We start from the raw sequence: 18,654 nt of genomic DNA, 5'->3' as shown, positions 1-18,654 counted from the left end.
GGATGATGTCGTACGTGGGCAGGTTCGTGCAGCTGATGAAGAGCGCGTCGGCCCCGGCGCGCAGGGCAGTTGGGACGAGGACTCGCCGTCGGTGGCCCGGCTGCGGGAGCACGGCGCGCTCGCGTCCCGCCAGGCGTTCCAGCGCGAAGGCGCCCGGACCGAAGAACACGATGAGCAGGAACCCCCAGCAGAACAGCACCGGGGCCAGCCCGCCGTTCTGCAGCGGGAAGAGGCCGTCCTGCTGATGCTCGGTGAAGTACGCGAACGCCATGATCCCCGAGCTGAGGAAGGCCGCGCCACGGGTGGCGACCCCGAGGAGCACCAGGGCGCCGCACACCAGCTCGATGACCCCGGCGTACCAGAAGGGCCAGTCGCCCGTCGGGCTGGCCTTGCGGTCCAGCACCCCGAAGACCGTGGCGGCGCCCTCTGTGGTGAACAACAGGCCGAGGACCATACGGAACAGGCCCAGCACGAAGGGCTGGCGCGACGTCAGCCAGTCGCCGAGGCGCGAAGTGGTCATCAGAACTCCTCAGGAGTCGGTAGGCGATCGGCCGACGCGCGGCCGGTCAGTACGTGATCGACGGAATGAGGGGGAAATGGACCACGGAGTCCGGGTCGCGTCCCTCAGTCGTCCGTACGTGCGCGGGGCGCCCCGGGTTCAACCGGATGCCGAGGTCGTGAGCCTCCGTGGCCGGTTTGACTTGAAGCGCTTCAAGTAGCGGAGGCTACTCATATGTCAGCGACCAGACAGCAGACCGCGGACCTGACCATCCAGGAGATGGCCCGGCGCTCGGGCTTCGCCGAATCCACGCTCCGCTACTACGAGAAGATCGGCCTCCTGGGCCCGGTCGCCCGCGACGAGTCCAGTGGTCACCGCCGGTACGGGCCCGCGACCGCGGACCGTGTCGAGGCACTGTCCTGTCTGCGTTCGGCCGGGATGACGGTCACCGGGATGCGGCGCTATCTGGACCTGCTCGCCCGAGGGGACTCCGCGGCGGCCGAGCAGCGGGACCTGTTCGCCGGGCAGGCCGAGGTACTGGCCGCCGACATCGAACAGCTTCAGCTGCGCCTGACGTATCTGCGGCGCAAGGCGGACCTGTGGGACGCCCGGGTCCGCGGGGACGCCGCCGCCGAGAAACAGGCGGCCGAGGACGTCCTCCACGTGATGAACCAATTCCGATTCTGATCCTCAAGAGCGCAACTCAAGGACTGAAGACCATGGGCGCGGAAGAACTCACCACCACATCGCGGGAACCCGGCACCGTACTCGTCACCGGCGGTACGGGACTCGTCGGCAGCCACTCCATCGCCCGGCTGCTGCGCGAGGGACACCGGGTCCGCGTCACGGTTCGGGAGCCGGGCCAGGAGGCCGCGGTGCGGGCAGCGCTGGGCCGGGCCGGGGTCGATCCGGCGGACCGGCTGGAGTTCGCCGTCGCGGACCTCGGCTCGGACGCCGGATGGGGAAAGGCCCTGGACGGCGTGGGCCACGTACTGCACCACGCCTCCCCCTTCCCGGTCAGGCCGCCGGAGACGGAGGACGAACTGATCCGGCCCGCCCGTGAGGGTGCGCTGCGGGTCGTCGCGGCGGCCCGGGAGGCCGGTGTGCCGAGGGTCGTGATGACGTCCTCCTACGCGGCGGTCGGGTACACGCTGAAGCCCGACAACCGCTACACGGAGACGGACTGGACCGACCCCGACACCGAGGGCCTGCCCGCGTACCACAAGTCGAAGGTCCTGGCCGAGCGCGCGGCCTGGGACTACGCCCGTGCCCACGGCGACATCGAACTGACCGTCATCAACCCCACGGGAATCTTCGGTCCTCCGCTGGGCGACCGGCCCTCCGGCTCCGTCGGCCTGGTCCAGGGCATGCTGACCGGGCAGCTGCCGGTGGTGCCGCTCATGTACTTCGGTGTCGTGGACGTACGGGACGTCGTGGACCTGCATCTGCGCGCCATGCTGCACCCGAAGGCGGCGGGCGAACGTTTCATCGCCGTCGGCGGTCCGGCGATCAGCTTCTTCGGCATGGCCGGGATCCTGCGCCGGCACTTCCCCGCCGCGGCCGGGCTGCTCCCCGCCACGGAACTGACCGTCGAGCAGGTACGCGAGGCGGCGAAGACCGATCCGGCCCTGCGGGATGCCGCGGCCCTGCGGGGCCGCATCCCTGTCATCAGCAACGAGAAGGCCCGTACGGTCCTGGGCTGGCGGCCGAGGGACGTCACCGAGACGATCGTGGCGACGGCGGACCGCCTGATCGAGGGCGGTCTGACGCTGCCGACGGGCGACGACCGCCGTCCGTGACGCGCGCGCGGCTCCCCGCACTCCTGGCTCAGTTGCCCCGATTGCCGCGGTCACCCGGCTAGCCTGGGGGTTTCGCCATCGAGAGGAGCCGCCATGCCGGAGGAACCCACACCGGGAGGCCCGTTGGGCACAGCGATGCGGAAGGTGACGTTCCCTGACGGGTCGCGCGGGATCATCCTGGTGAAGGCGGGCACCTCGCAGGAGGAGGCGGATCTGCAGGCGGCCCGGGTGTGGGCGGAGCGGTCGGAGCGCGGCCAGGCCAACAGCTAGGGCCGGTCGGCCGGAAGGGGTGAAATCCTTCCACGTCCGGGGCGGGTGGAGGCGGTGAAGGCCCTCGACATCCGGGGCGGGTGGAGGCGGTCAAGGCCCTCCGCGTCAGGGTCGGGCGGCCGCGGAAGGGCCTTCCGCGTTTGAGCCGGGCGGCGGCAGAGCATGCCTTCCGCGTCCGGGTCCGCGGCTGCGACGTTCCTCGTGAGCACCGGGATGCACCGCCCTACTCGAATCCGGGTGTCTCCCGGGTACGAGCCTGATGCCGACGGGCCTTGAGCCGGTTCCCGCAGGTCTTCATCGAGCACCACCGCGCGGTGTTGGCGCGGCTGCGGTCCAGGAGGAAGAGACGGCATTCGGGGTTCTCGCACGGCCGCAGCCGGCCGGGTATGCGCTCGCTGACGTCCGCCCACGCGAGGACGAGTTCCGCGGCGAGTCTGCGTTCCGGCGGCGCCTCCAGATGCCACTCGATGCCCGACGCGCTGGGCTGGGGAACCTTGTGAACGCCTGCGAGGAGCTCGCTCAGCCGGGTCTCCACCGCCGTGGCCGAGGCCACCGCCTGAAGCGCGTCCCTGGCGGTACGCAGCCACCGGCGCTCCTCGTCCCCGCCGAGCCCCCCGTGCTGCCGCGCCCACCTGTCCAGTTCCTGGTCGGCGCGCCACAGGTCCTGGCGTCGGCCGTCCACGACAGGGGTGCTGTTCAGCGCCTGCATCAGGGCCTGGTCGTCCAGCACGGGTCCCACCTCACCAACTAACTCCATTGAGACGTTTGACAGGTTACCCCAAACACGGTCTACTGGACGCCGAGAGGTAACCGTCATGAACCGTCGAAGGGGTTAGCCATGGTCGAGATCCGCCATCAGTACGCGACAGTGCGGGGACATCGCGTCTTCTACCGCGAGGCGGGCCCCCGCGAGGCCCCCACCCTCGTGCTGCTGCATGGATTCCCCACCAGTTCGCGCATGTTCCGCCACCTCGTTCCGGCGCTGGCCGACCGATTCCATGTCATCGCCCCCGACCATCTCGGCTTCGGCAACTCCGACGCCCCGCCCGTGGACGCGTTCACCTACACCTTCGACTCCCTGACCGACATCACCGAAGCCCTGCTGGACCAGCTGGGAGTCACCCGCTACGCCGTGTACGTGCAGGACTACGGCGCACCCATCGGCTGGCGGCTGGCCCTGCGCAACCCGGACGCGATCACCGCGGTGATCACACAGAACGGCAACGCGTACGAGGACGGTTTCGTCCCGGAGTTCTGGAAGCCCGTGCGGGCGTACTGGGACAGCCCGGGACCGGAGACCGAGCCGGCCGTGCGGGCCGCCCTCTCGCTCGACGCCATCCGCTGGCAGTACCTGCACGGAGTGGACCGGCCCGAGCTGGTCGATCCCGACACCTGGGCCGCCGACCACCGCGAGGTCAACCGTCCGGGGAACGACCTCGTCCAGCTCGCGCTGTTCGCCGACTACGCCGGCAACCCGCCGCTCTACCCTCAGCTGCACGCCTACTTCCGGGAACGACAGGTCCCCCTCCTCGCCGTCTGGGGCGCGGGTGACGAGATCTTCGGCCCGGACGGAGCGCGCGCCTTCGCCCGTGACCTGCCGGACGCGGAGATCCATCTGATACCGGGCGGCGGCCACTTCCTGCTCGAAAGCCACCTGGACACCGTGGCCGGGTACATCCGAGGGTTCCTCACCGCCACCGCCTGAGGGCGACCGTGGACCGGGATTCTCAGATGGAGAACCGCTCCTTGCGCAGCAGCGGACGCACCCGGGTGTTGAAGCCCGCCGTGCGGAACGGCGTCTGGAGCAGGCCGGGACGCAGGTGCTGGGCGATGGCCGCCGTGATCATGCCTTGGTCCAGGGCCAGTACGTGGTCGCTCACGCGGCCGGTCGTGACATCGACCGAGTCGCGGAAACCGTAGCGGTCGTCGTAGGCACCGAAGGCACGGTCCAGGGCGCGGAGGTTGGCGAGAGCCTCCGTAGGTGCCTGGGGCAGGGCGAGGAAGGAGGCGTGCGGGGTGACGACTCCCAGGGAGTTGTAGCCGTCCTCCTGCATACCGATGGCGTCGACGCCGTACTCCCGGTAGCCGCCGGCGGGTATGGAGGCCGGCGAGAAGCCCCAGTATCCCAAGTCCTCCTCGATAAGCCCGTGTTCGATATGGCTGCGGACGTACCGCCGGTGGGTGGCGCCCCAGGACCGCGGGGACCACTCGGACTCGGGCACGAACAGCGGGACCATCAGCGCCTCGAACATGGAACCGCCCCAGGTGGGGACGAGGTCCCGGCCGCGGTAGGTGTAGTGGCCCTCCCATACGCGTACGCCGTCGATCTCGACGTACTCGCCCCGCGGTTCCTGCTCCTGGCCCATGCCGGGCAGCAGGGTGCGGAACAGGTGCCAGTAGTGCTCGGTGGGCAGTGAACCGTCGGCGATCCCGAGGTAACTGGCCATCCGGGGTTCGGTGTTGAGGGCGCCGTAGTGGTGGCCCGTGGGTTCGCCCTTGCCCGGCTTGTCCGGCCAGAAACCGCCGCGCAGCTGGCCAGGCCCGGCGACGGGGTCGGCGGGGTCGTAGGGCGTGTAGTAGTACGACCAGTCGGCGTCGGCGAGGAGGGCGGCGACGCGGGGACGCAGCTCGGGGGCGGCGTCCGCGGCGATCCGCAGGCCGGTCACCAGCCAGGCGTTGTCGACACTGGAGAGGAACGGCCGGACCGGGTCGCCGGTCTCCGGCCAGGCCGTCAGCAGTGAACCGTCGTGCGCGTCGTACCAGTTGAACCAGAAGCCGTGGGCACGCTCCAGGCGTTCCACGGCGGCGATCGTGCGGGCCAGCCGGCGGTGCATGGTGGCCGCGGAGATGACGCCGAGTCCGGCGGCCGCGACGGTGGACCACAGGCCGCAGCCGATGTTGGTCGGTGAGGTCTGCGCGGAGGGCACCGGCGTACCGCCCCCACTGACGTCGATCTTGTCGGCGGCCAGGCCGAGTTCGGTCGTCATGGCCTCCATCGAGCGGTGGGTCGCGACGAACCAGTCGCGCAACAGGCGGCGTTCGGTGTCGGTCCGGCCGGCCGGGGCGGCGTGGGCCGTGCCGGTGAGGGACGCGGCGCACGTGGCGGCGGTGGTCGCTGCGGCGGTCAGAAAGGTACGACGATTCATGCGGCTCTGGCTCCTCTGCGGTGAGCAGGCAGGCGGAAGGGTGCGTGTCGTGGTGCTGAGCGGCGGTGCGAAGGCGAGGCCGTGGAATGACGGTCAGGCGATGGAGCGGAGGTGAGACGGGGTGGAACGGGGAAGGTGCGGGAGCCGGCCGGTGTCAGGTGCCGGCCGGCTCCCGGTCCGGGGGGTGCGGTCAGACCGTGGTGCGCGGCAGGGCGCGGTCGCGGCCCAGGCTGCCGAGCCATACGGCGGACGGCTTCGCCGTGCGCTCGAAGGTGTGCGGGTCCACGGCGATCAGCCCGAAGGTCGGCTTGAACGAGCCCCATTCGTAGTTGTCGAGGGCACTCCACGCAAGGTAGCCCTGCACGTTCAGGCCGTCCTCGATCGCGGCGGCGACCTCGCCGAGGGCGCCGGTGTAGTAGTCGACGCGACGGCTGTCGTCCGAGGCGGCGATGCCGTTCTCGGTGACGATGAGCGGGGTGCCGTCGCCGATGACCTCGGCGGTGTGGCGCAGGGCGTACCCGACGGCGGCCGGGTAGTACTCCCACTGCGTGAGGGTGCGCTCGACGTCGTCGGGCGCCGGGACGGGCCCGGTCTCGGCGATCTTCGTACGGGTGTAGGACTGCACGCCGATCCAGTCGTCGCCGCGGGCCGCCTCGATGAAGACGTCCTCGCGGGGGTGGCGGTAGTCGGCGGTGACCTGCTCGGCGCCGGGCAGGGCCTGGTAGACCTGGTTGGCGATGGTCCAGCCGACCTGGATGTCGGGGTGGCCCGCGCGGATGACCTTGACGGCCGCGTGGTGGGCGGCGATGACCGCGCGGGTGGTCTCCTCGTCCGGGGTGGGCAGACCGGCGGGCGGAAAGCCCTGGTTCCCCGTCTTGGCGAGACCCGCCATGACGGCGATCATGTTCGGCTCGTTGATGGTGCACACATGCCGGACGCCGTCGGCGATGACGGGCGCGCACTCCTCGACGTACCGCGCGAAGAGTTCGACCGCGCCGTCGGCGGTCCAGCCGCCGAAGTCCTCGAACCACTGCGGGACGGTGAAGTGGTGCAGGGTGACCATCGGGCGCAGCCCGCGGGCGAGGGCGCCTTCGACCATCCGGCGGTAGTGGGCGATCTCGGCGCGCGAGAAGGTGCCGCGGACCGGCTCGATACGGGCCCACTCGATGCTGAACCGGTAGTCGGTGAAGCCCAGTCCGGCGAGCAGGTCCATGTCCTGCTCCCAGCGGTGGTAGCTGTCGCAGGCGTCCAGGCTGGGCTCGGCGATCCCGGCCGCGGGGTCGTGCTCCTTGCGCCACCAGTCGCTGTTGACGTTGTTGCCCTCGATCTGGTGGGCGGCGGTGGAGGCGCCCCACAGGAAGCCGTCGGGGAAGCGGGTGGTGGAGTGCGTCATCGTCCGTTTCTGTCTTTCTGGAGTGGGGGTGGGAGTGCGCGTCGGCGCCGTGGTGCCACGGCCGACCGGCCCGGGGGTCGACGGAAGGACCGATCGACCGGCGGGTGCGGCAGGCCGGATCGGCACGGGGCCGAAGGGGCGGGGCGTGGCAGCCCGGCGGGGCTACCTCAGGCCCGCGGTCGCGATGCCCTGGGTGAAGTGCCGCTGCAGGACGGCGAAGACGGCCAGCACCGGCAGTACAACGAGGAGCGAGCCGGCCATCAGCATGCCGTTGCCGCCGCCGACCGTGCGGTTGGGATCGTTGGCGAAGGTCGCGAGCGCCACCGGCAGCGTGTACTTGCCCGGGTCGTTGGTGGCGATCAGGGGCCAGATGAAGTTGTTCCAGGAACCGAGGAAGGTGAAGATCGTCAGTGTCGCGAGGGCGGGCTTGACCAGCGGGATCACGATCCGCCAGAAGATGTACCACTCCCCCGCGCCGTCGAGACGGGCCGCCTCCAGCAGTTCGTCGGGCACGGACTGCATGAACTGCCGCATCAGGAACACCCCGAACGCACCGGCCGCGAAGGGCAGGACCAGCCCGGCGTACGTGTCGATGAGACCGAGGCCGTTCATCAGCACGTACAGCGGCAGGATCATGAGGTTGCCGGGGACCATCAGGGCGGCCAGCACGAGCGCGAAGACCTTGGATCGGCCGGTGAAGTCGAGCTTGGCCAGCGCGTAGCCGAGCATGGAGCAGAACAGCAGATTGCTGGCGGTCACCAGGACGGCCACGATCAGCGAGTTCAGGAAGTACTGCGGCATGTCGAGCTGGTCGAGCAGCGCCGTGAAGTTGTCCAGCGTCCAGCGGGAGGGGATCCACACGGGCGGGTTCGCCGTGAGGTCCTGCTTCGTCTTGAACGCGGACAGCGCCATCCACAGGAACGGGGCGGCCATCACCAGCAGGGCGACCGAGGCGATCACGTACAGCAGCGGGGTGCGTCCCCGGCCGGTGCGGCGGCGGGCCGGGTGGACCGGGGCCTCGGGGGTCTTCTCGACGGTCTCGGCGGTCATCGGGTGTTGTCCTTCAGCAGTCGGAGCTGGAGCACCGTGATGCCCATGATCACGACGAACAGGACGTACGCCATGGCGCTGGCATAGCCCATGTGGAAGAAGTTGAAGCCCTCGCGGTACATGTCGAGCGACACCGTCAGCGTGGAGTCGGACGGGCCGCCCTGGGTCATCACGAAGGGCTCCTCGAAGACGTTCAGGTAGCCGATGGTGGTGATGACCGTGGCGTACAGCAGGGTGGGCCGCAGCAGCGGGATGGTGATGCCGCGCAGTTCCTGCCAGGCTCCGGCGCCGTCGAGGCGGGCCGCCTCACGGACGTCCGTGGGGATCGCCTGGAGGCCGGCGATGCACAGCACCATGACGGTGCCCAGGTTGCGCCACACCGCCATGGCGATCAGGGACGGCATCGCCCAGGTCTCCGAGCCGAGGAAGTCCGGGGCGGTCATGCCCACCTCGGAGGCGAGGGAGGTGATCAGCCCGTCGGACGGGTCGAGCACGAAGCGCCAGACGACGGCCACGGCGACGATGGTCGTGACGACCGGCGCGTAGAAGCCGACGCGGAACAGGGTGCGGGCCCGGTGGATGCCGTTGTTCAGCAGGATCGCCGCGAGCAGTCCGAGGACGATGGTCGCGGGTACGCCGACGACCACGAAGTAGCCGGTGTTGAACAGGGCCTTGAGGAACTTGTCGTCCTGGAACAGCTGGGTGTAGTTGTCCAGGCCGACGAACTCCGCCTCCAGCGGCCGGGTGACGTTCCGGGCCCCGAAGTCGGTGAAGCTCATCAGGAACGTGGCGACGATCGGGAAGAGCATGAAGACGCCGAACAGCACCAGGAACGGTGTGGAGAACAGCCACCCGGTCAGGTTGTGCTTGCTGAGCGAGCGGTTGCCACGGCGCTTGCGGCCTGCCGTGCCGCCGCCGTGCGGGCTCTTGTCGACGGCCGCCTCCTGCGGGGCGGCCGGTCCTGTGGTGAGGGACATGAGGGGGACTTTCTCCTACGGCCTCCTGCTGCCTGCTACTGCACGAGGCCTTCGATCTCGGACTGGGCCTTGTCCAGCGCTTCCTTCGCGGAGGACTTGCCCTGGGTGACCGACTCGATGGCGGTGTCCACCTTGGAGGTGATCTCGGTCAGCTTGGGCTGGGAGGGGGTGGCGCGGGCGGTGTCCATCTGCTGCCGCCACACCTGCATGGTCGGGTCGTCGGCGAGGTCGCCGGTCGTCCAGGCCTCGGTGTTGGCGGGCAGGTCGTTGGTCCGCTCGAACCAGTCGGTCTGGCCCTTCGCGCCGGTGAGGTAGGCGACCAGTTCCTTGGCGGCTGCCTTGTGGTCGCTGTCCGCGGAGATGGCCAGGCTGGAACCGCCGGCCATGGACACGGACGCCACGTCCGCGGGTACGGGGGCGACGCTCCACTTGTCCTTGAGGTCGGGGTAGTTCTCGTCGATGAGGTTCGTGAGCCAGGGGCCGCCGAAGAACATGGGTACGGCGCCGGTGTTGAAGTCCTTGGTGACGTCGTAGCCGGGGCGTACGGACTTCTCGCTCAGGCCCTTGTCGAAGTAGCTGCCGTAGTTCTCCAGCGCCTTCACGGCCGCGGCGGAGTTCACGGCGGCCTTGCCGTCGTCGTCGATGATGGCGCCGCCGGCGGAGTACAGGAACTGGTAGAAGCTCTGCACGGTGTCGAGGCCGCCCGGCTGGATGGACAGGCCCCACTTGGTGCCGGCCTTCTCCTGGTACGCCTCGGCTGCGCTCTGCAGGTCGGCCATGGTCGCCGGGGCCTTCTCGATGCCGGCCTTCTTGGCGAGGTCGGTGCGGTAGAAGAGCACGCGCGTGTCGACGTACCAGGGGGCGCCGTAGGTCTTGCCGTCGTAGGAGCCCTGCTGCCATGCGGCGGGGAAGTAGTCGGTCTCGTGGATGGTCTTGGCGTCGACCGGCTCCAGGACGCCCATGTCGGCGAACTCGCCCAGGTAGCTTCCGCCCATCTGCACCACGTCGGGGAGCTTCCCGGCGGCAGCGGCGGCGACCAGCTTCTGGTGGGCCACGTCCCAGCCGATCGGGGTGACCTTGACCGTGAGGTTGGAGTGGGTCTTCTCGTACTCCTTGGCCACGTCGCCGAGCTTCTCCCCCTCCGTGCCCATCGCCCATACGGTCAGGGTCTGCTTGGCGTCTGCTGCCACGCCCGCGCCACCCGAGCCGCCACAGGCGGTGAGGGTGAGCGCAGACGCCAGGGTGAGTGCGATCGACCCGGTTGCGGCGGCGCGGTTCATGGGCGGCTCCTCCTTGAGCTCTACGACTGGCGTCCGTGAGCGACGTTCGCGACTTACGTTCACGGCTGCCGTTGTGATGTATGCGCTGCCTGTAAGCGCATACATCACTCTGTGGCAGCGGTTCCTGGCCTGGCAAGAGGGGGCTTGGTCACACTCCCGTAACGGGCGGGACATTTGGTGGGCGGTTCGCGGTGTCCGGGCGTCCGAGGACGTTGGGGGACAGTCTGTGCGGGAGCAACGCAAAACGGATCATTGCATGGGTGGGCGCTCCACTGAGGGTGGGGCTGGGGGTGCGGGCGGTGGGCGGCGCTGTTGGGTTGCGCCGTTCCCCGCGCCCTTTCCGGGGCCCCGGCCCGATGTCGCGCGCCGGTCGACGTGGGCTGAGCGCGCCGTTCCCCGCGCCCCTTACGGGGCCCCGGCCCGCTGTCGAGTGCCGGTCGACGTGGGCCGGGCTCGCCGTTCCCCGCGCCCCTTCCGGGGCTTCGGCCTGTGGTTACAGTCGGGGGTGGCTTCTTTTCTGCATTCCTTTGGGTTTGATCCTGGGTGTGGGTACGGGCTTGAGGGGTTGTTGGCTGTGGGGGCGCCGGGTGGGCCGGTCGACTTCGGTGCCTTCTGGGAGGGGCGGCGGGACGCGGCGGCGCGGGTGGAACCGCGGTCGCTGCTCGGCGACGTCGTGGAGGAGCGCGACGGCTTCCGCGTGCACGAGGTCTCCTACGACGCGCTCGGCGGCAGGTGTTCCGCTTTGCTGGCGCTACCGTGCGACAGGCCCGTACAGCATGGTTTCGTCATCGGGCACGGCTACGGCGGACGCCAGGACGCCGGCGCCGACCTCCCGCTGCCGCTGCCCCGGTCCGCGGCGATCCTGCCGGTCGCGCCCGGCCTTCCCGCTCTCGGTCTGCGGCCAGGGGTGCCCTCGGACCCGGACGGACACGTGCTGCACGGCATCGGCTCGCGGGACACCTATCTCATCGGCGACTGCGTCGCGGCGCTGTGGGGCGCCGCCTCGGCCCTGCTGGAACTGGTTCCCTCACCGGCCCTGGACGGCAGACGCCTGGGATACCTCGGCGAGAGCTTCGGCGGCGGGATCGGTGCGCTGGCGCTGCCCTGGGACGACCGGTTCGCCGCTGCCGCGCTGACCGTGCCGACCTTCGGGCACCACCCCCTGCGGTGCACCCTCCCCTGCATCGGCAGCGGCGAGTCCGTGCGCACCCATGTGGCCGGGCATCCGGAAGCCCTCGGTGTCCTCGCCTACTTCGACGCGGCGACAGCGGCGGCACACCTGCGCATCCCGGTGCTGTCCGCCTGCGCCCTGTTGGACCCGGCTGTGCCGCCGCCGGGCCAGTTCGCCGTGCACAACGCGCTCGCCGGTCCACGCCGGCTGGAGGTGCTGGACGCCGGGCACTTCGCCTACCCGGGCGAGACGGACCAGCGCCGACAACTGGCCCAGGCGACCTCAGAGTTCTTCGGATCGTGGATGCGCTGAGGACGGGTTCCAGGCGACCGGTCGGCCGGAAACCGCTGACGCGCCGAGTCGTGCACACTTCCCTCATGACAACGATCTCGACGCTCGACGGCCGACAGCTCGACCTGGCCGTGAGCGGGCCCGCGGACGGAGTTCCGCTGCTCTTCCACCACGGCACCCCCGGCAGCGTACGGCCGTTCCGATCCATGGAACGCGCCGCTCACGCACGCGGGCTGCGGTTCGTGACCTTTTCGCGTGCCGGGTACGGCGCGTCCACGCGCGCACCGGGACGCGACGTCGTGGACGTGGTCCCGGACGTACGGGCCGTGCTCGACCACCTCGGTGCGCCGCGTTGTCTGGTCAGCGGCTGGTCGGGCGGCGGGCCGCACGCCCTGGCCACGGCGGCACGGCTGGCCGACCGGGTGGCAGGGGTCCTGGTCATCGCCGGGGTCGCGCCGTACGGCTTGCCGGAGGTGGACTTCCTCGCCGGCATGGGCGAGGGGAACATCGAGGAGTTCGGGCTGACCGTACGCGGGGAGGCCGCGCTGCGCCCCTACTTGGAGAAGGAGGCGGCCGGACTGCGCGACACCGACGCGGCAGGGCTGATCGACGGCATGCGGAGCATACTGTCCCCGGTCGACCGGGCCGCGCTGACGGAGGAACTCGGCGAGGATCTGGCCGCGAACTTCGCGGAGCGGCTGCGGCTCGGCGTGGACGGCTGGCTCGACGACGACCTCGCGTTCACCAGGCCCTGGGGGTTCTCGCTGGAGGAGATCACGGTGCCCGCCTTCGTCTGGCAGGGTCGCGAGGACCTGATGGTGCCGTTCGCCCACGGGCAGTGGCTCGCCGCGAACCTCCCTGGGGTTGTGGCCCATCTCGAAGAGGGCGAGGGCCACCTCTCGGTGGCCGTGGGCGCCGCCGACCGCATGCTGGACGAACTGATCCAGGTGCTCTGAAATTCGGCTCCGGGACCTGTGCCGGAACTCGGCTCCGCGCCCCGCGCCGGAACCCGGCCCGGATCAGGGGTTCCAGAACACCTCGGTGAACGTACGGTCGAAGCGCCGCGCCGCCAGGTCCGTCCGCTGGATCACCCAGTGGACGGACGAACTCTCCCAGCCCTGTACGTCGATGCCCGCCTGCCAGTCGGCCAGCAGCACCCAATCCGCGACATCGTCCGAGACCGGTCCGTCCCAGCGGCCCGCTCGCGCCGCCCGTACCACCCTGGACACGGCACGGGCGACCGGGTCGGTGTGGACGACCTCCTCGTTGGCGTATCCCCCGATCTGCAGCGGCCCTTCGGGGGCGACGGCCTCTCGGGTGTGCTCCCAGGCCGCGACGAGTTCCTCCGAGCGCGGATGTCCGGGAAGCGGTCCGCTCCCCGGCTTCTCCCGGAGGTCGACGGCGTGGTGGTACGGCAGCGACACATCGGCCGTCGCCCGCAGCGGACCCTGCGGGAACTCCTCGAACATCGCCTCGTAGTCGTCGAAGTCGTAGGGGTTCCAGGCGTGGCCGTCCCGTTCCACCACGGCCGTGCCGACGGGGACGTACACCGCGCTGCCCATGCTCTCGTGGTCGTCCGCCGTCTCGGGGAAGGCGAACAGCAACAGGTGGCCGTCGGGAGGCAGCGGGAGGTCCGTCGCGTCGGCGGGCAGGGCCGCGAGGTCGAGGGAGGCGACGAAGGGGTGCTCGGGATCCGGTATGTCGGCCGGAAGCAGCAGCGGACCGCCGAACCGGCCCACGACCGGGCCTTCCCCGCTACCGTCCCGCGTCAGCGTCGCGCACGGGCGGGCGTTGGCCATCCATCGCTCGACGTCGTCGGCCGGGACGCCGCGCGCGATCGCCTCGTCACGGAACGGCCGTAACCGGTCCCGCGTCCCGGAAGCCCTGTCGGAAGCCATGCCAGAAGTCATGGTCGAACCGTAGTGGGAGGCTCTGACACCCGGGCCCCGGCACCGGGCCGTGGCCGGCCGGGCGCCCGTCAGCCGACCGTCGGCAGGACCGTCGTCTCCTCACAGCCGCAGCTCGCCCGGCGGGCCACGCTGACCGGCAGCATCAGGGAGACGGGCTCCTGCGGAGGCTGTCCGCCCAGCCGTCGTACGAGCAGGTCGACGGCCTCCTCCCCCATGCGCACCATGGGCTGACGCACGGTGGTCAGCGCGGGACGCACCATGCGGCTCAGCGGGATGCCGTCGAAGCCGGTCACCACGACGTCGTCGGGTACGCGCAGGCCACGGCGTTCGAGCGCCTGGAGCGCGCCCACCGCCATCTGGTCGTTGGCGAACACGAACGCCTCAGGGCGGTCGCCGCCTCCCTCGCACAGCAGGCGGGCGGCTCGGGCGCCCTCGGCCTGGGTCATCATCGGCATACGCAGGGCCGGTGCGGCGGCGGCCTCGACGCCCGCCTCGGCACAGGCCCGGCGGAAGCCCCGGAACCGCGCCTCGACATCCGGTGAGTCCTCCCCGAATCCGACGTAGGCGAGGCGGCGCAGCCCGTGGTCGTGGACCAGGTGCCGGGTCAGCTCGTACTGGCCGTCCTCGTTGGCGACCTCGACATGGTCGAGGTGGTCCAGGGAGGGGTCCTGGGCGCGGGGGCCAGCCAGCATCACCACCGGTCGGCGCCGGGAGATCGCTTCCAGTTCCTCCGTCGGCACCGTGCGGGCCAGCACGGCGAAGCCGTCCACCCGGCCGGCGACCTGGGCCACCAGGCTCTCCGGGCCCCCTGCCAGGGAGGCCGCGATCAGCAGCGCGTACCCGTGCCGGCGGGCCGCGCGTTCCATGCCCCGGATGATCTGGTCCGAGTAGAGCATCGCGGCGTCGTCGTCCTCGGCGCCGACCGTGTCGGGGTCGGAGTAGTCCGGGAAGCACAGGCCGAGGACACCGGTGGAACGGCTGGCGAGACCACGGGCGTTGCCGCTCGGCACGTATCCCAGCTCGCTCGCCGCCGCCAGGACGCGTTCGCGGGTGGCGGCGCGTACGGAGTCGGGGCTGCGGTACACCCTGGACACCGTGGCGATGGACACTCCGGAGCGTTCGGCCACGTCGTACACCGTGGGATTCGCGTTCACGATGCGGCGCCGTTCATGGGTCAGGCCCCCGTCTCTTGTGATGCATGCATGCGGATGAAAGCGCATTCACACTAGGGGCGTGCAGGTCCATGAAGCAACCGGAACGTCTCTGACCGGCCAAGTCCACGAACGAGTCCACGGTCGGGCCCGACCGGGCCCGGACCAGGCGCAGGGCCGGCCGCGAAGGCATGCTCACCTCCGCGCCGGCCGCGACAGCCGTGCGAACTCCGCCGTCACGTCCCCGACGCACAGGCACATATGGCCGAAGCCGTGCGCGCCCGCCGCGTCGACGGCGTTGCCCGGTGCCGGGCCCGGGCGGGCCGAGGGCCGGTGAGGCAGTTCGATGACACCTGCACGCTGCCGCTCACCGGCCGCGCCTGCGTCCATCGCGTCATCACCGATCCGGGTGTCTTCGCCAGCACGGCGGCCGGGCTGAGCACCGTGGAGCGGGCGCCCGCCGTGACGGCGGCACAGGTCGCGGCGCGTACGGGGGCGCCGGTACGGGGCTGACCCGACCCGGCGAGCGGATGCGGCGAGCGGATGCGGCGACCGGATGCAGCTGATCGCATGCGCCCCGGCGGTAACATCCGCCAGCATGGACGCGCTCAGCAAGGTGACACGGGAAGCCCGCACATGACCCACCGCGTCACTTTCGTCTCGCCCGCGATGAGTTCGTCGCTGCGTCGGGCGCGCTTCGACGACGGAAGTCCGCTCGACGCCGGCGGGGAGGCGCGGGCCCGTGCCGCCGTCGGATCCCTGCCGTCGGCGGCACGCACCCTGGCCTCTCCCTCGGTGCGCTGCAGGGAGACGGCCGCCGCGCTCGGTCTGGACGCCGTGCGGACAAGGGAGTTGGCGGGCCTGGACGTGGGACGCTGGCGCGGCCGTACGCTCGCCGACGTCGGCGCGGACGAACCGCAGGCCGTGGCCCGTTGGCTCGCCGATCCCGCCTCCGCGCCGCACGGCGGGGAGTCCGTGGCGGACTTCTGCGGCCGGGTGGCGCGCTGGCTGGAGTCCTCCCCCGACATGGACGGCCGTACGCTCGCCGTGGTCGAACCGGACGTCGTACGGGCCGCGGTTACGCATGTGCTGGCGGCGCCGGCCGCGGCCTTCTGGCGGATCGATGTGCCCCCGCTGACGTCCACCACGATCAGTGGACGCGGCGGCCGGTGGAACCTGCGGCTCGGGCAGCCGCTGGACGCCGCCGGAGCGGACGCGGACCGGTGAGCCGGCCCGGCCGGTCAGTGCGGGGCGGGTGCCGCCGTACTCGCCGTCGGTGCCGTGGCGGGTTTCGGGTGGAGCAGCCGTTCGGCCAGTTCGCCGAAGACGAGCCCGAAGCCTGACCAGAGCGTGATCTGCAGGGCGAGGGCGGAGAGCCTGAACCGCCAGAGCAGGGCGGCCGGGAAGTCGCCGGGAACCTCGTTGACGGCGGGCAGGAACGCGTACGCCAGTCCGATCAGGACGACGAAGCCGACAACGGCGGCGACTGTGGCGTACCAGGTGCCCAGTTTCGGTGCGAGCCGCTTGCCGACGATCACCGCGGCGACCGCGAGGAGCACGCCCAGCACCATCATGAGCAGGTACAGGGTGGTCCGCTTGCCGATGGTGTCGGGGTCGCCGACCGCGGGCGGGTTGGCCGGGTACTTGAGGAACGGCACGACGTACACGGCGAGCAGTGCGGCCCCCGAGAGCAGCAGTGCCGTGGCCCGGGCGCCGAAACGGCCGACGCGGCCGAGGGCGAAGCAGTAGGCGAGGGCGGTGATGCCGCCGAACGCCACCCCGTAGATCAGGACGCCGGTGGCGAGGCCGGCGGTCGACTGCAGGCTGCGGGAGACGAGTTCGACCTCGTGCTCGTGCCCGGCGGCATGAGACTCCTCGAAGCCGATGGCGCTGTCGACGTTCGGTTCGCCGAGGAAGTAGGCGACGACCAGGGCGAGCACGCCGGCGGCCAGACCGGCGAGCATGCCCCGCACGAGCAGGTTTCTTACCGTTGCGGAGTTCATGGGTGTGCGGGGCCCCTCGTCAGTGGCAGGGGAAGCCGAGCAGATGACGTGCGTCGTGCACCCATTCATGGACGTTCTCGCCGGAGACGACGGAGGTGGCGCCCTGCTCGGCGCCGACGAAGTACAGCAGGACCAGCATCAGGACGCCGACGAAGACCGCCCAGGGAGCGATGTCCTTCAGCGGCAGCTTGGCGGGCACGACGGGGGTGGTGCTCGGCGGGGCGGCATGCTGCGCCATGACGGGGCCTCCTCTGGGAACTCGCGTCCCATCTCGGTGGTGCACAGGACGACGGCCCCGGGTCTGACTCACGGTGCGCTCCCCTCGGGGGAGTCACACCGTTCACAGTGGCGCGACCGTGCCGGTTTCCCACCGGCTTCCGTGCTGCCGTCGTCGGTCTCGAAGTGACGCTACCGCTCGACGGGTGCATGCCCAAGCCCAGCGGCCGACAAGAACCCACTCACACCTGACGCTTACCTGTCAGAGCCCCAGCTCCAACTCCGGCCCGCGCTCCCCCAACGGCCCGAAGAAGCGTTCCACGGCGCTGTCGTCGACCTCGGCGAGGGACGCTGGTGACCAGCGGGGGGTGCGGTCCTTGTCGATGACCTGGGCGCGGATGCCCTCGACCAGGTCGGGGGTGGTCAGGGCCGCGCAGGACACGCGGTACTCCTGTTCCAGGACGCGCTCCAGCGAATCGAGGCGCCCGGCGCGGCGTACGGCGGCCAGGGTGACCTTCAGCGCGGTGGGCGACTTGGCGAGCAGGGTCTCCGCGGTCTCCTTCGCCGCCGGATCGCCGTGGTCGAGAAGCCGCCGGACGATCTCCTCGACCGAGTCGGCGGCGAAGCAGGAGTCGGTCCACTCCCGCTGCCCGGCCAGCTCCCCCTCCGGCGCGGGCCGCGCATGCCGGTCCAGCGCTTCCCGCACGGGCAGTTCCGCAAGGTCGTCGATGAGGTGCGGGAGCAAGCCGGACGGTACGTAGTGGTCGGCGAGCCCGCACAGCACGGCGTCCCCGGCGCCGACCGCCGCGCCCGTCAGCGCGAGCCGGGTGCCCAGTTCGCCCGGGGCGCGGGAGAGCAGGTACGTGCCGCCGACGTCGGGCACGAAGCCGATGCCGGTCTCGGGCATGGCGATCCTCGACCGTTCGGTGACGATCCGGACACCACCGTGCGCGGAGATGCCGACGCCGCCGCCCATGACGATGCCGTCCATGACAGCCACGTACGGCTTGGGCCAGCGGGCGATACGGGCGTTGAGGCGGTACTCGTCGCGCCAGAACGCGGCCGCGGCGGTGCCGTCCCCGTCGCGGGCGTCGTCGTGAATGGCACGGATGTCGCCGCCCGCGCACAGGCCGCGTTCCCCCGCCCCGGTGATGACGACCGTCTCCACGGCGCGGTCGTGCTCCCACGCGGTCAGTGCCTCGTCGACGCGCCGCACCATGGCGTGGTCGAGGGCGTTGATGGCTCTCGGGCGGTTGAGGGTGATGTGGCCGGCCCGGCCGGCCGTGTGCAGCAGGACGGACTCTTCGTTGCCGGTCATCCGCGTACCTCCGTCAGACCGCGGGCCACGATGACACGCACGGGTTCGTTGGTTCCTTCCGGGAGGCGAGGGGCGCACAGGCTGTGCGCGATCGCCATGAGCGATCTTCTCAATGCCGCGTGCGGCCGTGCGGTCCGGGGCAGCGCGACGGCCCCGGGACTCGTGGAGGAGTCCCGGGGC

At 71.0% G+C, this 18,654-nt stretch carries 21 protein-coding genes and 1 riboswitch; of the genes, 8 read left to right on the top strand and 13 right to left on the bottom strand.

Translation table 11 applies throughout. The features are described 5' to 3' along the window. A partial coding sequence (locus ACFWGJ_RS27965; RefSeq protein ID WP_387329884.1) for a DoxX family membrane protein occupies positions 1 to 520 on the bottom strand: 520 nt, incomplete at its 3' end. Positions 521 to 733: 213 nt separating this feature from the next. Between ACFWGJ_RS27965 and ACFWGJ_RS27960 the strand changes: the two genes are divergently transcribed. From ACFWGJ_RS27960 to ACFWGJ_RS27950, 3 genes are all read left to right on the top strand, one after another. Then, positions 734 to 1,186: a MerR family transcriptional regulator gene (locus ACFWGJ_RS27960; RefSeq protein WP_387329881.1), complete on the top strand. Its 453-nt coding sequence runs from the start codon at positions 734 to 736 to the stop codon at positions 1,184 to 1,186. A 32-nt stretch (positions 1,187 to 1,218) separates the two neighbouring features. Next, a complete protein-coding gene (locus ACFWGJ_RS27955) occupies positions 1,219 to 2,298 on the top strand; it encodes an NAD-dependent epimerase/dehydratase family protein (RefSeq protein WP_387329878.1) in 1,080 nt (359 codons plus the stop codon). Between the two features lie 93 nt (positions 2,299 to 2,391). After that, entirely contained in the window at positions 2,392 to 2,568 is a 177-nt protein-coding gene (locus ACFWGJ_RS27950) for a hypothetical protein (protein WP_387329875.1), read from the top strand. 223 nt (positions 2,569 to 2,791) lie between these two features. On the opposite strand, the gene ACFWGJ_RS27945 is transcribed toward ACFWGJ_RS27950, so the two are convergent. After that, positions 2,792 to 3,298, bottom strand: a complete 507-nt coding sequence (locus tag ACFWGJ_RS27945) for a CGNR zinc finger domain-containing protein (protein WP_387329872.1) — start codon at positions 3,296 to 3,298, stop codon at positions 2,792 to 2,794. 108 nt (positions 3,299 to 3,406) lie between these two features. Here ACFWGJ_RS27945 and ACFWGJ_RS27940 point away from each other — a divergent pair, with 108 nt between their 5' ends. Next, on the top strand, positions 3,407 to 4,273 hold the full coding sequence (locus ACFWGJ_RS27940) for an alpha/beta fold hydrolase (RefSeq protein WP_387329870.1): 867 nt from the start codon (positions 3,407 to 3,409) through the stop codon (positions 4,271 to 4,273). 22 nt (positions 4,274 to 4,295) lie between these two features. On the opposite strand, the gene ACFWGJ_RS27935 is transcribed toward ACFWGJ_RS27940, so the two are convergent. The 5 genes from ACFWGJ_RS27935 to ACFWGJ_RS27915 all read right to left on the bottom strand — a co-directional run bounded on the left by ACFWGJ_RS27935 (position 4,296) and on the right by ACFWGJ_RS27915 (position 10,414). Continuing rightward, positions 4,296 to 5,714 carry a glucoamylase family protein gene (locus tag ACFWGJ_RS27935; protein ID WP_387329865.1) on the bottom strand — a complete coding sequence of 473 codons (1,419 nt, stop codon included), beginning with the start codon at positions 5,712 to 5,714 and terminating at the stop codon, positions 4,296 to 4,298. 190 nt (positions 5,715 to 5,904) lie between these two features. Beyond that, a complete protein-coding gene (locus ACFWGJ_RS27930; RefSeq protein ID WP_387329862.1) occupies positions 5,905 to 7,107 on the bottom strand; it encodes a glycoside hydrolase family 1 protein in 1,203 nt (400 codons plus the stop codon). A 162-nt stretch (positions 7,108 to 7,269) separates the two neighbouring features. Next, positions 7,270 to 8,157: a carbohydrate ABC transporter permease gene (locus ACFWGJ_RS27925; RefSeq protein WP_387329859.1), complete on the bottom strand. Its 888-nt coding sequence runs from the start codon at positions 8,155 to 8,157 to the stop codon at positions 7,270 to 7,272. Continuing rightward, on the bottom strand, positions 8,154 to 9,134 hold the full coding sequence (locus ACFWGJ_RS27920; RefSeq protein WP_387329856.1) for a carbohydrate ABC transporter permease: 981 nt from the start codon (positions 9,132 to 9,134) through the stop codon (positions 8,154 to 8,156). The genes ACFWGJ_RS27925 and ACFWGJ_RS27920 overlap by 4 nt, the downstream gene beginning before the upstream one ends. A gap of 35 nt (positions 9,135 to 9,169) precedes the next feature. Next, entirely contained in the window at positions 9,170 to 10,414 is a 1,245-nt protein-coding gene (locus ACFWGJ_RS27915; RefSeq protein ID WP_387329854.1) for a sugar ABC transporter substrate-binding protein, read from the bottom strand. Positions 10,415 to 10,919: 505 nt separating this feature from the next. On the opposite strand from ACFWGJ_RS27915, the gene ACFWGJ_RS27910 reads away from it, so the two are divergent. Both ACFWGJ_RS27910 and ACFWGJ_RS27905 read left to right on the top strand, forming a co-directional pair. Continuing rightward, on the top strand, positions 10,920 to 11,897 hold the full coding sequence (locus ACFWGJ_RS27910) for an acetylxylan esterase (protein ID WP_387329851.1): 978 nt from the start codon (positions 10,920 to 10,922) through the stop codon (positions 11,895 to 11,897). A gap of 65 nt (positions 11,898 to 11,962) precedes the next feature. Further along, positions 11,963 to 12,832: an alpha/beta fold hydrolase gene (locus ACFWGJ_RS27905; protein WP_387329848.1), complete on the top strand. Its 870-nt coding sequence runs from the start codon at positions 11,963 to 11,965 to the stop codon at positions 12,830 to 12,832. 63 nt (positions 12,833 to 12,895) lie between these two features. Here ACFWGJ_RS27905 and ACFWGJ_RS27900 read toward each other — a convergent pair whose 3' ends face one another. Next, positions 12,896 to 13,786 carry a DUF1963 domain-containing protein gene (locus ACFWGJ_RS27900; protein WP_387329845.1) on the bottom strand — a complete coding sequence of 297 codons (891 nt, stop codon included), beginning with the start codon at positions 13,784 to 13,786 and terminating at the stop codon, positions 12,896 to 12,898. A 68-nt stretch (positions 13,787 to 13,854) separates the two neighbouring features. Continuing rightward, a complete protein-coding gene (locus tag ACFWGJ_RS27895; RefSeq protein WP_387329842.1) occupies positions 13,855 to 14,940 on the bottom strand; it encodes a LacI family DNA-binding transcriptional regulator in 1,086 nt (361 codons plus the stop codon). A 330-nt stretch (positions 14,941 to 15,270) separates the two neighbouring features. On the opposite strand from ACFWGJ_RS27895, the gene ACFWGJ_RS27890 reads away from it, so the two are divergent. Then, positions 15,271 to 15,450, top strand: a complete 180-nt coding sequence (locus ACFWGJ_RS27890) for a hypothetical protein (RefSeq protein WP_387329839.1) — start codon at positions 15,271 to 15,273, stop codon at positions 15,448 to 15,450. A 123-nt stretch (positions 15,451 to 15,573) separates the two neighbouring features. Continuing rightward, positions 15,574 to 16,164 carry a histidine phosphatase family protein gene (locus ACFWGJ_RS27885; protein ID WP_387329836.1) on the top strand — a complete coding sequence of 197 codons (591 nt, stop codon included), beginning with the start codon at positions 15,574 to 15,576 and terminating at the stop codon, positions 16,162 to 16,164. A 14-nt stretch (positions 16,165 to 16,178) separates the two neighbouring features. Here ACFWGJ_RS27885 and ACFWGJ_RS27880 read toward each other — a convergent pair whose 3' ends face one another. The 4 genes from ACFWGJ_RS27880 to ACFWGJ_RS27865 all read right to left on the bottom strand — a co-directional run. Then, positions 16,179 to 16,940, bottom strand: a complete 762-nt coding sequence (locus ACFWGJ_RS27880; protein WP_387329833.1) for a CbtA family protein — start codon at positions 16,938 to 16,940, stop codon at positions 16,179 to 16,181. 19 nt (positions 16,941 to 16,959) lie between these two features. Beyond that, the gene (locus tag ACFWGJ_RS27875) at positions 16,960 to 17,178 is read right to left on the bottom strand and encodes a CbtB domain-containing protein (protein ID WP_387329830.1); all 219 of its coding nucleotides are present in this window, start codon (positions 17,176 to 17,178) and stop codon (positions 16,960 to 16,962) included. A 61-nt stretch (positions 17,179 to 17,239) separates the two neighbouring features. After that, positions 17,240 to 17,319: riboswitch (cobalamin riboswitch) on the bottom strand. A 99-nt stretch (positions 17,320 to 17,418) separates the two neighbouring features. Further along, the gene (locus tag ACFWGJ_RS27870) at positions 17,419 to 18,474 is read right to left on the bottom strand and encodes an enoyl-CoA hydratase/isomerase family protein (RefSeq protein WP_387329827.1); all 1,056 of its coding nucleotides are present in this window, start codon (positions 18,472 to 18,474) and stop codon (positions 17,419 to 17,421) included. After that, on the bottom strand, positions 18,471 to 18,654 hold a 184-nt coding region (locus ACFWGJ_RS27865; RefSeq protein WP_387329824.1), incomplete at its 5' end, for a hypothetical protein. The genes ACFWGJ_RS27870 and ACFWGJ_RS27865, both read right to left, overlap by 4 nt.

The sequence above is a fragment of the Streptomyces sp. NPDC060205 genome, assembly GCF_042728395.1.
GTDB lineage: Bacteria > Actinomycetota > Actinomycetes > Streptomycetales > Streptomycetaceae > Streptomyces.
Note: the sequence above shows the minus strand (reverse complement) of the source record. Positions and strands in the feature narration are given on the sequence as shown.

Bases quoted from the DNA above. Each gene is read 5' to 3' on its own strand.
- ACFWGJ_RS27950 (WP_387329875.1), top strand. From the start codon at position 2,392: ATGCCGGAGGAACCCACACCGGGAGGCCCGTTGGGCACAGCGATGCGG.
- ACFWGJ_RS27875 (WP_387329830.1), bottom strand. From the start codon at position 17,178: ATGGCGCAGCATGCCGCCCCGCCGAGCACCACCCCCGTCGTGCCCGCC.
- ACFWGJ_RS27905 (WP_387329848.1), top strand. From the start codon at position 11,963: ATGACAACGATCTCGACGCTCGACGGCCGACAGCTCGACCTGGCCGTG.
- ACFWGJ_RS27955 (WP_387329878.1), top strand. From the start codon at position 1,219: ATGGGCGCGGAAGAACTCACCACCACATCGCGGGAACCCGGCACCGTA.
- ACFWGJ_RS27885 (WP_387329836.1), top strand. From the start codon at position 15,574: ATGACCCACCGCGTCACTTTCGTCTCGCCCGCGATGAGTTCGTCGCTG.
- ACFWGJ_RS27925 (WP_387329859.1), bottom strand. From the start codon at position 8,157: ATGACCGCCGAGACCGTCGAGAAGACCCCCGAGGCCCCGGTCCACCCG.
- ACFWGJ_RS27915 (WP_387329854.1), bottom strand. From the start codon at position 10,414: ATGAACCGCGCCGCCGCAACCGGGTCGATCGCACTCACCCTGGCGTCT.
- ACFWGJ_RS27940 (WP_387329870.1), top strand. From the start codon at position 3,407: ATGGTCGAGATCCGCCATCAGTACGCGACAGTGCGGGGACATCGCGTC.
- ACFWGJ_RS27870 (WP_387329827.1), bottom strand. From the start codon at position 18,474: ATGACCGGCAACGAAGAGTCCGTCCTGCTGCACACGGCCGGCCGGGCC.
- ACFWGJ_RS27930 (WP_387329862.1), bottom strand. From the start codon at position 7,107: ATGACGCACTCCACCACCCGCTTCCCCGACGGCTTCCTGTGGGGCGCC.
- ACFWGJ_RS27935 (WP_387329865.1), bottom strand. From the start codon at position 5,714: ATGAATCGTCGTACCTTTCTGACCGCCGCAGCGACCACCGCCGCCACG.
- ACFWGJ_RS27880 (WP_387329833.1), bottom strand. From the start codon at position 16,940: ATGAACTCCGCAACGGTAAGAAACCTGCTCGTGCGGGGCATGCTCGCC.
- ACFWGJ_RS27900 (WP_387329845.1), bottom strand. From the start codon at position 13,786: ATGACTTCTGGCATGGCTTCCGACAGGGCTTCCGGGACGCGGGACCGG.
- ACFWGJ_RS27960 (WP_387329881.1), top strand. From the start codon at position 734: ATGTCAGCGACCAGACAGCAGACCGCGGACCTGACCATCCAGGAGATG.
- ACFWGJ_RS27920 (WP_387329856.1), bottom strand. From the start codon at position 9,134: ATGTCCCTCACCACAGGACCGGCCGCCCCGCAGGAGGCGGCCGTCGAC.